The sequence below is a fragment of the Psychrobacter nivimaris genome (assembly GCF_904846365.1).
Taxonomy (GTDB): Bacteria; Pseudomonadota; Gammaproteobacteria; order Pseudomonadales; family Moraxellaceae; genus Psychrobacter; species Psychrobacter nivimaris_B.
Window position 1 is genome coordinate 45410 of the sequence record NZ_CAJHAL010000008.1, and the last position, 13897, is coordinate 59306.

Annotated in this window: 13 protein-coding genes; 2 read left to right on the forward strand and 11 right to left on the reverse strand. The window is 44.4% G+C overall.

Annotated features, from left to right (window positions below):
* The first annotated feature begins 3 nt into the window (after nucleotides 1-3).
* Complete coding sequence (gene guaD / locus JMX63_RS05265; protein ID WP_201571387.1) at nucleotides 4-1410, forward strand: guanine deaminase; 1407 nt, start codon at nucleotides 4-6, stop codon at nucleotides 1408-1410.
* 92 nt (nucleotides 1411-1502) lie between these two features.
* Here guaD and JMX63_RS05270 read toward each other — a convergent pair whose 3' ends face one another.
* From JMX63_RS05270 to uraD, 6 genes are all read right to left on the reverse strand, one after another.
* Complete coding sequence (locus JMX63_RS05270; RefSeq protein ID WP_201571388.1) at nucleotides 1503-2033, reverse strand: ureidoglycolate lyase; 531 nt, start codon at nucleotides 2031-2033, stop codon at nucleotides 1503-1505.
* Complete coding sequence (gene alc, locus JMX63_RS05275) at nucleotides 2033-3175, reverse strand: allantoicase (protein ID WP_201571389.1); 1143 nt, start codon at nucleotides 3173-3175, stop codon at nucleotides 2033-2035. The genes JMX63_RS05270 and alc overlap by 1 nt, the downstream gene beginning before the upstream one ends.
* Before the next feature lie 120 nt (nucleotides 3176-3295).
* Nucleotides 3296-4276 (reverse strand): allantoinase PuuE, encoded by a 981-nt coding sequence (puuE, locus tag JMX63_RS05280; RefSeq protein ID WP_201571393.1) that lies wholly within the window; start codon nucleotides 4274-4276, stop codon nucleotides 3296-3298.
* A gap of 81 nt (nucleotides 4277-4357) precedes the next feature.
* Nucleotides 4358-5713, reverse strand: coding sequence for a urate hydroxylase PuuD (locus tag JMX63_RS05285; RefSeq protein WP_201571394.1), 1356 nt, complete (start codon nucleotides 5711-5713; stop codon nucleotides 4358-4360).
* A 111-nt stretch (nucleotides 5714-5824) separates the two neighbouring features.
* Nucleotides 5825-6193, reverse strand: coding sequence for a hydroxyisourate hydrolase (gene uraH / locus JMX63_RS05290; protein WP_201571404.1), 369 nt, complete (start codon nucleotides 6191-6193; stop codon nucleotides 5825-5827).
* A gap of 65 nt (nucleotides 6194-6258) precedes the next feature.
* Nucleotides 6259-6792, reverse strand: coding sequence for a 2-oxo-4-hydroxy-4-carboxy-5-ureidoimidazoline decarboxylase (gene uraD / locus JMX63_RS05295; protein ID WP_201571406.1), 534 nt, complete (start codon nucleotides 6790-6792; stop codon nucleotides 6259-6261).
* 523 nt (nucleotides 6793-7315) lie between these two features.
* Between uraD and JMX63_RS05300 the strand changes: the two genes are divergently transcribed.
* Complete coding sequence (locus JMX63_RS05300; protein ID WP_057759606.1) at nucleotides 7316-7981, forward strand: TetR family transcriptional regulator C-terminal domain-containing protein; 666 nt, start codon at nucleotides 7316-7318, stop codon at nucleotides 7979-7981.
* A 142-nt stretch (nucleotides 7982-8123) separates the two neighbouring features.
* Here the strand turns inward: JMX63_RS05300 and JMX63_RS05305 are convergent, their stop codons facing one another.
* The 5 genes from JMX63_RS05305 to tolQ form a co-directional block, all read right to left on the reverse strand.
* Entirely contained in the window at nucleotides 8124-9530 is a 1407-nt protein-coding gene (locus tag JMX63_RS05305) for a nucleobase:cation symporter-2 family protein (protein WP_201571408.1), read from the reverse strand.
* Between the two features lie 500 nt (nucleotides 9531-10030).
* Nucleotides 10031-11323: a PD40 domain-containing protein gene (locus tag JMX63_RS05310; protein ID WP_201571410.1), complete on the reverse strand. Its 1293-nt coding sequence runs from the start codon at nucleotides 11321-11323 to the stop codon at nucleotides 10031-10033.
* Between the two features lie 136 nt (nucleotides 11324-11459).
* Nucleotides 11460-12482, reverse strand: a complete 1023-nt coding sequence (locus JMX63_RS05315; protein ID WP_227673246.1) for a cell envelope integrity protein TolA — start codon at nucleotides 12480-12482, stop codon at nucleotides 11460-11462.
* A 57-nt stretch (nucleotides 12483-12539) separates the two neighbouring features.
* On the reverse strand, nucleotides 12540-13001 hold the full coding sequence (gene tolR / locus JMX63_RS05320; RefSeq protein WP_201571412.1) for a protein TolR: 462 nt from the start codon (nucleotides 12999-13001) through the stop codon (nucleotides 12540-12542).
* Entirely contained in the window at nucleotides 12998-13720 is a 723-nt protein-coding gene (gene tolQ, locus JMX63_RS05325; protein WP_102092824.1) for a protein TolQ, read from the reverse strand. Before tolQ ends, tolR begins: the two co-directional genes overlap by 4 nt.
* Nucleotides 13721-13897: the final 177 nt, after the last annotated feature.

Here is a 13897-nt window from a genome sequence, read left to right on the forward strand (position 1 = left end):
CGAATGACCCTACATATTTATCAAGCTCGACTGCTGCACTACTTGACCGAAAGCGATCGTACTGAGCGTACAACCTCTGATCATTCACAGACATTAGCTGTGGAACGAGACATTACGTTGCTACCAGTGATTGAAGGTGTACAGGTTTATCCTGAATATATCGCTGATGGTGCGCTTGTCGTAGATAGCGTGACAGGGTGCATTGTAGAGTATGGGCATAATGAGACAATATTAGCGAAATATACTAATACCTCTGAGCAAGCAGGACAGTTAGTAGTCAAGGTGCATGACTATAGTGATAAGCTTATCATGCCAGGCTTTATTGACACTCATGTACATTATCCGCAAATAGATATGATTGCTGCTTACGGTGAGCAATTACTTGATTGGCTTAATAATTATACTTTCGTCACCGAGGCCAATTTTGGCGATCCAAAAGTAGCACATGACACAGCGCAGTTCTTTTTAAATCAGCTGCTGGCCAATGGTACAACGAGCGCCATGGTATTTTCTACCAGTCACCCTGAATCAGTGAGCGCATTTTTTACGGAAAGTCACAAGCTTAACACCCGCATGATCACGGGTAATGTCTTGATGGATCAAAATGCGCCTGATAATTTGTGTGTGCCTGCTGAGAAAGGCATTCGAGATACCCAGAACATCATTGATAACTGGCATGAGCGCGGACGTCAGCATGTGGCAATCACGCCACGCTTTGCGATTACGTCGAGCCCTAAACAATTACTTCTGGCAGGTGAGTTATATGCCAGTTACGAGAGTGTTTATCTGCAGACGCATCTAGCAGAAAATCATGATGAGATTGCCTTTGTAAAACAATTGTATCCCGATCATAAAGGCTATCTCGATGTCTATGATACGATGGGATTACTGGGTCGACGCACAACCTTGGCACATGGTGTTCACCTTGAAATATCTGAGTATGAGCGTCTGCGTGCGACTGGTACACAGATATCACACTGTCCGACGTCCAATCTTTTTCTGGGTAGTGGATTGTTCGATTTACCCAAAACGTTAAGTTATACCGGTGTCAGTATCGCCACTGACGTTGGAGCAGGGACAAGTCTATCGATGCTGACGACTCTGTCAGAAGCGTACAAAATCCAACAACTACAAAGCAATCAGTTATCCGCTCATCAAGGGCTATACCAAATTACTTTGGGTAATGCCCAGTCGCTATTATTGGATAATAAAATTGGTAACTTTATGCCAAATAAAGAAGCGGATTTTGTGGTCATCGATATGGGTGCAACGGAATTGCTTGAGCGACGTATGGCGCAGACCAAGACACTGGAAGAACAGTTGTTTGTGCTAATGATGCTAGGCGATGATAGAGTAATTGATCAGACGGTAATCGCAGGCGTGAGTCGTTATCGTAAATCAACTGCTTAATAAATTAGCGAAAAATATGAATAAAGAAAAAGCCCTGTTTATGTTAAACATAAACAGGGCTTTTATCAAATTGATTTGTGCTTAATGACAGCTTAGTTGCATTCGCCTTTTAACTCAATAAACACATGCCAATCCGTGATATCAATCTCATAACAGTTATTACCCTCGCCATTGATACGATCAATAACTAAGAAATCACTGTCACGACCAAGCGCGAGTAGAGGGTGATGCCAGACATTAGCGTCGTACTGTACACCTTGGTGAGATTTTGCATAAAACACCACTAAGTCATCAGGCGACTGTGGAGGGTTACCAGCTTGGGCGACGACGACAATATAATCTTGGCCTTCCATAGATACAAACGCCTGTGTTCCAAGCGGATGGTATTCCATGACTGAGAGTGCAATCGGGTTCTCACGTTTCTTGGCCCGAAAGATACTCATACCAACTGAGCCACCGTCTAGTTTACTTTCGGCAAGTGCATGATGACGAACCGCATAGCCATTATTGATCTCATAAGTATTGTCAGCGGTTTGCTCATCAATATTATAGAGCTCGATGACCGAACCATAGGGGGCAAAGTTTGCCTTAGTCAAAGGCTTAGCCGATAGTGTGACACTCATTATTTTGCCTCTTTACTGTCAGCACCAGCACCAGCACCAGTATCAGTATTAGTCTCAGTCTCAGCAATCTTGCCATACACGCGTACACGGCTGATACCACCATCTGGGAAGATATTGACCCGAATATGCGTGATAGGCTGGTCTATCTGAAGCTTGTCTTTACCAAAGTGATGAACGTCGTCAGCATTGGTTTTTTGCGGCTCAAGCAAGGTATCCCAAAACATACTCTGAGTCACTAAAGTTTGCTCTGGTGTATTTGGTGAGTAGACGGCTTGGATCGAGACCTTATCAGGGTAATTGCCTTTAAAGTGGGCAGTATCTATCTCGATGGAATCAACGATACCTGCTTGACCTAGCGCAATGATGCACCAGTCATTGCCTGGCTCACGGCGACGACGAGTCTCCCAACCATCACCCATATTAGGCGCTTTAGTTGGTAGTAGTAAATTACTAGCAGCACCAAAATGCGCATCGTTACTAGCAATGGCACGACCACCATTTAATGCGCCCGCTAAGTCAAGTGTCTCGCCTTGTGTATTTAGGCTGGCATCAAGTTGGATATCACCATAGACACGTAGTCGGGCAACGCCGCCATCTGGATAGATGTTTAAACGAATATGGGTTACCGTTTGCCCATGATCAATCTCGATAAGCTCATGGTTGTGACCTTGCAACGGGGTCATACCCACTAGTGCCTGCCAATTTTTATTGTCCCAGTCTTCTTTACTTAGACGGGTAAGTTCAGTTTCATCTTGCTGCAGTAGCTCTGGCGCGTATAAAGCATCGACACTGGCGGAAGATGGGAAGTTACCCGTGAAGTGACTGGTATCAATATCTAGACCAGCTATTTTGGTTGGGCGAGCAAGTTGGATAACTAAATAATCGTAACCCAAGTGGCGTTTACGACGTGTTTCCCAGCCGTCCATCCATTTACCGTTGTTATCGAATTTACCCACGACAAAGATAGGCGCATCAGGATTTAGAATACGGCTTTTATCCGCAAAGAAATCGTCGGTGGCGAATAGTGATTTTGCCCCCAATCGACTGTCAGCGACATTTGATTTTTTGGTAAATGCTGGCAGGGTATCAGGTAGGTTGTTTGCGGAGATAATTTGTCCAACTTCTGAAGTGTTTTGACTCACAGTGATTCCTTTTTTAATAATGGTGTTTATTAATAACGTATGGCTTATTTTATATATTAATCTATGCCAATTCGTACGCGCTTAGCTAAGCAGAACGAGTGCTATGACGATAGCCTAAGCTTACATCCAGTTAGCAGTGTTGTCTGACGTAGCAGGATGGTTTTCGTACCAGTGTTTAGCGATATCATCACGGCGGCATATCCATACGTCGGGCTTATTGGTGATATATTGCAAAAACTGCTTTAGTGCTTTGATGCGTCCTGCACGCCCAATAATGCGGCAATGCAAGCCAATGGTCAGCATTTTAGGGGTATGTGCGCCTTCTTCGTATAAGGTGTCAAAGCTGTCTTTTAGATATTGATAAAATGGTTCAGCATGGGTGAATCCTGGGCTAGAAGAAAAACGCATGTCATTGGTCTCGAGGCTATAAGGTATGACCAAGTGCGGCTTGCGCGTGAGCAGATTGCCATCTTGGACCTTTACATTGAGCCAATATGGTAACTCATCACCGTACGAGTCAGAGTCATAGGTATAGCCACCTTGTTCAGCGACCAGTTCACGAGTATTTGGACTATCGCGTCCTGTATACCAGCCGAGAGGTTGACCACCGAGCATACGTTTAAATATCTGGGTGGCACAGCGAATGTGTTCACGCTCCGTCTCACGGTACATATCCTGATAAGTGATCCAGCGTAGACCATGACTGGCAATCTCATGACCATCTTCTAATACACGCTCGATAATATGCGGTGTTTTTTCAGCAGCGGCTGCACAGGTAAACGTGGTGATAGGAATACCGTACTCTTTAAAAACATCTAATACACGCCACACGCCGACACGGCTACCGTATTCGAATGCAGATTCAATAGACTGGTGACGGTTGTTAAATTCTGGTGTGCCCAAAATATCAGACAAAAAACGCTCTGATTGACCATCGCCATGGATGACGCTATTTTCTGCACCTTCTTCGATGTTTAATACAAACTGTACGGCGATTTTTGCGCCGCCTGGCCAGTTTGCTTTTGGTGGATTGCCAGCATAGCCTTTTAGGTCGCGCGGATATGTGCTCAGATCAAAGTCACTGGTAATTTTTTTGCTCATTATCTATATTCCTATATCGCTTAGAGCCTTAAATGTTTATTAAAATGTTGCTCGTAAAGGACAGTTATTTTTTATCAAAAATTAAAGTGATGATGCATAGGCCACAAGCTGTTGGCGCTCGGCATCTGTCAGCTGAGTAATATTACCAAGCGGCATATAGCCAGTTTGTACCGCAGTGACGATTTTAGCTTTATGTATTTTTAAATCTTCTGGCGTCTGCAAAATGATACCTGCTGGAGGAGCGGCAAAGCCTTGTTGTGTTGGTTGCACAGCATGACAAGTACTGCAGCGTGTATGCACGACATCCATCATAGCGTCATCTGCTGACGCGCTCACTGGTACGGCTTCAGCAATAGCGGCATCATTGTTAACGCTATTAGTAGCATTACTATTAGAATTGGTATTAGCGTTAGCAACAGCATCAGTGCTTGAGTTAGTAGTCGCGCTTGTAGCTGGCGGCGTGCTATCAGTTGTCGTAGGTGCTACTGAAGTAGTAGCAGGCATTGCAGGCACTGGCTCAATCGGTTCAGGTCGCATCCAGATAATCAATAATACTGTCAGTATCGCTGGAACAACCAAGTAGCGTGGTTTTTTATGACCCAAATGCTTCTGGTTAAAGTAATGACGTGCCGTTGCAGTGATAACGCCAACAAACACCAAGACCAACCAACCTTTCTCATGAGCATACATCATCGGATAGTGGTTGCTAATCATGGTAAAGATGAGCGGCAGGGTAAAGTAGTTATTCATCAGTGAGCGGTTTTTGGCTTGCAGTGCCAATTCAGCGACTTCTTTGCCCGGTTTTTCGCCGCGCCGCACACAGTCTACGAGCGCTCGCTGCGCTGGCATAATACCGAAGAATACGTTACCGACCATCACCGTGCCCAAAATCGCCCCGATATGAATGAATGAGGCGCGATCACTAAACAGCTGATAAGAGCCCCAGCTCGCGATGACCAGTAAAATAAAAATCAGGGTACTAAAGATAAAGGCGTTTTTACCCAAATGACTGCGCACAATGACTTCATAAATGAAGTAACTACCAAATAAAAACAGCAAGCTTGTCGCAATGGCACCGATACTGGTAAAAGGCACTTTGCTTGGATCGATCAGATAGGCAGTTGCATTGGCATAATAGACGATCGACATCATCGCCGCACCCGTCAGCCAAGTAGTATAAGCTTCCCACTTAAACCAGTGTAGCGTCTTTGGCATCTCCTCTGGTTCGAGTTTGTATTTGGCAATCTCATAAAATCCACCACCATGTACCGCCCAAAGGTCGCCTGAGATGCCTTTGTCTGTTTTCCACTGTGGTGGTTTTCGTAGACTTAGATCCAGCCACACAAAATAAAACGATGCACCAATCCATGCTACCCCAGCGATAACATGAAACCAGCGGAAAAATAAACTCAACCATTCGAGAAGATAGGCGCCCATGTAATAAATGTCCTTTAATGTGACAGTGTCTTAATAATATGTCTTGGTAATTTTTTTTGGCAGTATTTCTTGAAAACTAATAACAAAGCAGAGAGCTAAACAACGCCAAAGCTATGATCCGCGATAGGTGCTATAACCGTGCGCACTAAGCAGAAGCGGCACGTGATAATGACTGGCATCGTTTACTACAAAGTCGATAACTACTTGCGGGTAAAATGCTGTCAGCTGCTGAGCATCAAAATAAGACTGAGTATCGAACGTTACGGTATAGCGTCCGGTATCTAGCTGACGGTCAGTACTATCGATGGCTGTATCAAACTGCCAAGCGTCTGGTGTGACACGGCCATCACTATTGGTTGTACCATGTGCTAGTAATGCGCTGGCACCATTGTCTTGTACGCGGTGTAAGGTAACGGCGACATCAGAGGCAGGTTTGCCAAGATGAGTGTCTAAGATATGTGATGATAGGGTGGCAGACATAATGCTTCCTTTAAATTTGTGAGAAATATAAATCGGGTAAAAATACTAGTCTAACTCTGCGACTACTATTTGCTTGTCGAAGCATTACCTAGCAATTTAGTTAAACGTAGACGCGTAATTTTATTTTGTTCAGTGGCTGCATTTGCCAGTTCAGTAGCGCGATCATTAGGCAAGCGCGCTAATAGCAGATCTAGCATTTGCTGCGCGCTTTTACCGGTCGCAAAGACAATAAAAATAAAACCAAATTTATCAAGATAGTCGCGATTGCCTTTGGCAAGTGCTTCGAGGACTTCATCTGCTGCATCATTAGCGCCTGATTGTTCGTGTGCGGCGCTACTTTGTGTGTTGCGATATTTTTCTTTTAGAGATGCCACATTGCCGATTTGCGGATGCCCATCAAACGCTTCTAATAAGTTAGGCTCATCATTTTGCACTTTGTTCCAGATAGCGTCGCTACTTGCTAGCAGTGCATCAAAGTTTGCAAAAGGGCGGGCGTCTGCAAGCTTATAGGCCCAGCTTTTACTGGTGCAACAAGTCAATAATTGGGCGATGGCGACTTCTTGTGATAAATCGTTGAATTGCGCTAAGGTTAAGCTCACGATGACATCCTTTTCTAATATGACAGCCCGTTATCTATATTGGGCGATAAATGTTTGATAGAGGTTTATACCTTATGATTATTTGCATAAACTTATAGGTATAAGCAGTAATTTTGATAAGTAGCGGTTGCTTCAGCTTCATGGATGATTTGATTAAGCTAGCAGATATTAATTCGCTTAAAATCAAAATTCGATAATCTGTGTGTTCGTAGTCAGACCTTTAGCGCTTATATACGCTTTGCATAATTTCAAGCTATAGTGAACTGACAATATGAAACAGATTTGCTAAGGAAACACTGATATTTTAGCCGTCCAAAACGTCTGGCAAGAAGTGATTAATGACGGCGTGATTGATTTACAGTTCCCATTTTGCTAAAACCTGACTAATTGGTCAACTGTTTTATGCGAAATATTTTTATTTAACAGGTTATGCTGATCAAATCTATGTATTTATATAAGAATACACAGCGAAATATAGCGACTATTTTGTCGAACCTGTCTCTTAAAGTGAGATACCACTGCTATGACTCAAAACAATCAAAAGGAAGAAACCTCAGTGACTGATACGCCCTCGCACCGTAGCCAACAAGCCATTCGCGCACAGAACCAAGCGCTTATCTTAGCGGCAGCTGAAGAAGAGTTTGTGCTCCAAAGCTATCGCGGCGCTACGATGCAGGGTATTGCCGATAGAGCAGGCTTGCCTAAAGCCAATGTTCACTACTACTTTAAAAACAAAAAGAATCTCTACATGGCAGTGCTGCGTTCGATCATTCAAGAATGGAACGAAGGTTTGGTAACCATGACAGTAGATAGCGACCCAAAAACAGTCATCGAAAAATTCGTCCGTACCAAGCTACATCAAGCCTTTGTCAATCCAAGTCGCCATAAATTGTTTGCGATTGAAGTTATCGGCGGCGCACCGCATTTGCATGAATTTATGTCCACTACGATGAAGGAGTGGGTACACGATAAAGCACAGGTAATGAAAGAGTGGCACAAGCAAGGCAAAATTGGGATTACTGATCCTCTACAACTACTGATTTTGATTTGGGCGACTACCCAACGTTATGCTGAATTCGAGATTGAAATCGTTGGATTAATGGATAAGACGGCGTATGACGCAGCAGATGAAGCACGTGCGGCAGACTTTCTGGTGCCTTTTATTTTAAAAGGCTGTGGCCTTGAATAATGACAAGGTACCTATTTGACAGGGTGCCTATTTAATAAGTCAGGTGCTTAATCAGCGAAGTGCACAGATTATTTCTATTTTTTTGTGCACCTCGTTTACGGCGAAACACTTCGATATGTTCAGCCCTAGCTTGTGTTTAGCATTAAGCGACTTCTTGCGTTGGTTCTAATTTGTCTTTTGCATGCTGTGCTTTGGTATCAAACTCGATGCCATAGTTTTGAGGTAAAATCATATCAAGGGTGATGGCCACAATCCCTGCCATCGTTACCGCTGAGCCAAAGATATTCTGAAAGAACTGGGGCGTTTGTGACAGTACATCAGGGACAAAGGCGATACCCGTTGCCAGACCCAGTGAGGTGGCAATGATTAAGACATTACGATACGTGAATTGCACGGTAGATAAGATACGAATACCAGCAGTCGCTACCGTCGCAAACATCAGTAGCGTGACGCCGCCAACAACAGGCTTCGGTAATTGGGTAAAAATAGCACCAAGGACGGGGAATAGCCCCATCAGGCATAGAATGCCGCCCACATAGAAACCCACATAGCGACTGGCAATACCCGTCATCTGGATTACACCGTTGTTTTGGCTAAAGGTTGTCACAGGGAAGGTATTGAATATCGCCGCAATCAGAGAGTTAACACCATCTCCTAGTACACCGCCTTTGATGCGTTTCTCATAGAGAGGGCCTTTGATCGGTTCACCTGATATCATTGAGGTCGCCGTCAAATCGCCTGAGGTCTCGATACTGGTAATGATATACATAAAGGCAATAGGAATAAAAGCTTGCCAATCAAAACCAAAGCCATATTTAAAAGGGATCGGCACCGTAAAAAAAGCCGCTTCAGAAACCAATGAGAAATCGATATGTCCCATAAATACGGCCGCGATAAGGCCAAGCATCAAACCGATAAAGATGGCGCTTGAGCGAATGACTTTATTATTGATGATGCTAATCAGTACGACACTTGCCAGCACACCACCGCCCAAAAGTAAGTTCGGAATGCTACCAAAATCTTCAGCACCAAACCCGCCTGCTAAGTCAGTCAGACCTACCTTGGTTAATGACAAACCAATCGTGACAATCACGCAGCCTGTAACAATAGGGCTCATAAAAGATTTGAGTTTGGTAATAAACTGACTCAAAAATATCTCAACAAATGCACCGAGAAATGAAACGCCAAAAATAACGGATAATATCTCTTCTGGACCACCACCGCGGTTTTTTACCACAAAACCTGCTGTCAGCACCGCTGCCAAAAATCCAAAGCTGGTACCTTGTAACGCCATGAGACCAGAGCCAACAGGGCCTACTTTACGGGTCTGAATAAAGGTTGCGACGCCAGATACTATCAATGACATACTGAGAAGGTAGGGGATATGCTCTCCTAAACCTAATGTGCCACCTATGATAAGAGAGGGTGTGATGATACCTACAAACGCTGCAAGTACGTGCTGTATAGCACCTAAAAAAGCTTTAATGGGGGTAGGACGGTCATGCAGTCTATACAGTAAGTCGGTATTCGCTGGAACGTTTTCACTCATGGTGGTTTCCTCCTAAAATAACTGCTTAGCACCCGCTTAACTGTAGATATCAGACAATGTGGTAGATCACGAGATCAAAGTCTTAACCCAATCCTTGACTTGTTTTTTATCGATGTAAACAATAGGGTACGCATCCGTCTGTAAGATAAACAATGAAAATAGCTAATATATGTTGGCTAATATTTGAACAACCTGACCAATTAGTCAGGTCTATTTAGGGTATAGGTAAAATACAAATCATTGCAATTTTTTTTTGATACTAGTGCGTTTACAGGTTTGTTACGAAGGAGGGAGGGTTAGGTAACATTGGAAAGTAGATCAAAGACGAGGGGGTGCTGACCATTTAGAATATATAAGTACTAAGATTTATCGTTATTTCTATTGCTGTTTTTTAATCAAAAAAAGCCCCAACCATAACGACTATGATTGGGGCATTTTAATTTTGCTTGCTTGATATTTATTCCACTATAACCAAAATTGCTACTTTGGTGTACGACCAATTATTTTGGACTTGATGACCATACGGGTGAGCGGATGATGCCTTGTCCTGATTTACCGAACGCTTCGCCACCATTCAATGATTTAATCGTTAGTACACCTTTGCCGCCTTGGGTTGACGCATAGACCACGCGCTTGCCATTGGGTGAGAAGCTTGGGGCTTCATCGATACCCGTATTACCAAGGTTGGTCGTCACCGCACCATTGCTATTCATAATCGCGGCTGAGCGTCCACTTAAAAAGGCGATTTGTGTTCCGTCGCTGCTAAACTGCGGGCTAGTCGCATAGCCACCATTTGATACTTTGGTTGTGCGTCCCGAGCCAAATTCATAACGATAGACTTGTGGTTTATTGAATCCAGTTTTGTCACTGACAAATACAAATGACTTGCCATCAGGAGCGTAGCTTGGCTGCACCTCACTGCTTGGCAAATTAGTGAGGCGTCTAGGTGTACCGCCGCTGGCGCTCATCTCATAGATATCAGCGCTACCTTCAAAACTACTAGAGAATAATATCTTGCTGCCATCAGGAGAGAACGAAGGGCTTAGGTTGCTACCTGAAAAAGGCGTCAGAGCAGTTGCGCCGCCGCCACTGACGTTTTGCACGTAGATAACAGGATATGATTTTTCACGCTGTACCGAGTAGGCAATACGGTTGCCATCAGGTGACCATGCTGGTGAAAAAATAGAGCCTGCGACTTCAGTAATGGTTCTAGCATTTTCGCCATCAGCATCCATCACTTTGAGACGAGAGATCTTTTGTTTGCCAGTTCCTGTTTCTTCAATATAAGCAATGCGTCCTGAGAAATCCCCTGGAATACCAGTAATCAGCTCGTACACTTTGTCTGCGATGACATGACCGGCATAACGCATACTTTCCCTATTATTGTCGGCGGTTAGGCTTTGCTTGCCTTCTATCACACGACCAGATTTGACATCGATGACTTCATAATCGGTGATTATTTTGCCACGATTGGTACGCGTACTGCCGACAACCAGATACGGTATGCCCATGCTTTGCCAAACGGGTAATGTACCTGTCAGCTCTTTACTGCTGTGCGGCTGCTGTGGTAGATCTTGATTGGTTACTTTTAGCTCGGTTTTACTCAAGTCATTTAATATAATCGGTGATAAGACAGAGTCACCCGCAAACGATACAAACGCAACTTGGTTTTGCTGAACCGGAATCTCATAGTCCAATTCTAGTACAACAGGTGCAGCGAGCACGCTTTGCGATATTAGCAATGCTGAGGTACTGGCGAGTAATGAGACTAGTAGTTTTTTGTGGGTACGCATGAGTAAAGGGAGCTCCTAAAATTAGTATGATATTCATTTTTTATTTAATGAGACAAGCATCTAGATGAGGCAGCAACCTATGCGAGACAAGCCGCTTAACGTCACGTTACCAATATTATAAGAACCTAGCAACTGATTAATTGCTGCCTTTAAACTGTATGGTAAAAGTCGGGTATTTAGGGTCATCAGCATCAATCGGGAGACTGCCAGTATTGAGTACCGCTTGTTTTGCCGCTTCGTTGACCGTGTTATCAGGTCCAGAGGCCGTCACGTTGATCACATCGCCATTTTCATTGACAGTGATGGTCAAGATGGCACGTTGAGTAGAGCCTCGCGCGGCGGTAGGCGGCGTATAGTTGCGCTTGATTAAGTTGATGATTTCGCTGTTGCTGGCACCGCGACTGCCACTGGATGCAGAACGACTACTGCCCTTGGACGTACTAGAGGTTGACGTATCACCAGACATAGTAGACTGCCCATCTGATAGGCTAAAGGTTTTCCCTGCATTGCCAGAGCCGGCAGTATCAATCTCAATATTGCGATCGCTAGCAGTGGGACGTTTTATCTTTGGTGGATTGTTCTGCTTTTGACGAAACTCTCCCAGTCTTTTTTGTTCTTCTATGAGCTGGTCGCGTTTGCTTTGATCGACTTGGTCAAGCTCTTCCATAGCGGATTCGTCTAGTTGTGCTGCCCACTCAGCCATTTTGCGCTCATACTCTTGATTTCGCTCAAGCAGACGTTGTTGATGGTCTTCGCTCATCAGTATGGGTTGACCAGCTGGCTCCTCAGATCGTGTAAATACAGGCACGCGCTGAGAGCTTGACTGACTTGAATTTTGCGCACTGACGCTACTACCAGATATTTCTGGCTGGGCACTACTAGACGAGTCGCTAGTGCTACTATCCATCTGCATTGCGCTAGCTGCTGCACGGTTGGCCAGTATTTGTCCTTGCATTTCAGCAAGTTGCTCAGGGGATACCATGACCGTCTCAATACTACCAGCAATCTCAACTTCAGTGGTTTGATAGTTATAAACCAGTATGCCAATGACAAGGCCATGCGCCAGTAAGCTTAGCAACGTAGGCAATGTTAGGCCGTTGCTTTCTGGTTCGGTGGGGACATAGACGGCAGGCGCATTATGCATGGTATGGATACTCATGAACGTGGTTTATCGGATTGGCTGCTATGATGTGACATACCTATATAGAAGGTATAGCTATTGGAATGATGGCGTCGGTAGAGGCGCACCGGTCAGTAATCCAACTTTTTCGATACCTGCTTGCTGCAAAGTTGCCATGAGCGTCATGATGGCACCATACTGATTGTTTTGATCGGCATTGATCATCACCTGTACTGGCTCAGCATTACTATTATCGCTCTGAGACTGTAGGTTAGATAATGTATTAATCAGCTCAGGCTCACTTACAGGCACGTCAACATTGCTTTCATAACTGATAAAAATATCACCCTTGTCAGTCAACGAGACAATCACAGGTAATTGGCTTTGACTCATGGTATTGGTTTGTTCTTTTGGCAAATCAACATCGACGCCTGTAATCAGCATCGGCGCTGTCACCATAAAGATCACCAGTAGCACCAGCATGACGTCAATGTAAGGTACGACGTTCATTTCTGCATTAAGAGCTTTTTTTTCACGGCCGTAGGGGTTTGGTTTCATAGCCCTGTCACCTGACCTGCATTAACTTGGGTTTCTTTGCTAATAGGTGCTTGTACGCTGGTCTCACGCTGCAGCATGCCCGTCATCTCATCACAAAATAAGGCACGCGAGTCATATAGTTGGCTCGATTTTGCTGTGAAGTGGTTGTATGCCAATACCGCAGGGATAGCGGCAAACAAACCCATGGCTGTGGCAATCAGTGCTTCGGCGATACCGGGAGCGACAGAGGCGAGGGTAGCTTGCTCAGTTTGAGACAGTCCCAAAAAGGCATTCATAATGCCCCACACTGTACCGAACAATCCGATGTACGGAGCAACGGAGCCAATGCTGGCTAGCGTCGTCAGTCCCGACTCTAGCAATTGCTGCTGGCGACCTAGGCCGACGCGTAGCTTGCGTTCAACACCATCGATAATGTCGTCTTTAGGTTGACGCTTTTTATGCATTCTTAGGTATTCTGAAAAGCCCACATAAAAAATCTGCTCAAGTCCCTGACGATCAGGAGAGCCTTGAATGCCTTGATATAGTTTGGCCAAGTCTTCGCCTGACCAAAACCAAGTCTCAAATTGTTGATCAAAGTTTTTGGCTGTACCAAGTCGAGCACTCATGCGAAAGATAATAACCCAGCTGAGCAAAGAAGCTAATAACAATAGTGCCATCACAATCTGCACCAATAGACTGGCTTGGGTAATAAGATCGACAATATTTAATGATTCAGGCATGTAATGGACTCACGAATAATTGATAACAGCTGGCTGGAATAGTGGTATCCGAACCAGACAACCCCTAAACAAACACTATTTACTTTTTATTATTTAATACGCAGCACGTTTCTTCACTAAAAATTTGTAACTGTGCTTAGAAAAATGCTGCAACAGTAAGTATCGCGATTTAGGTAT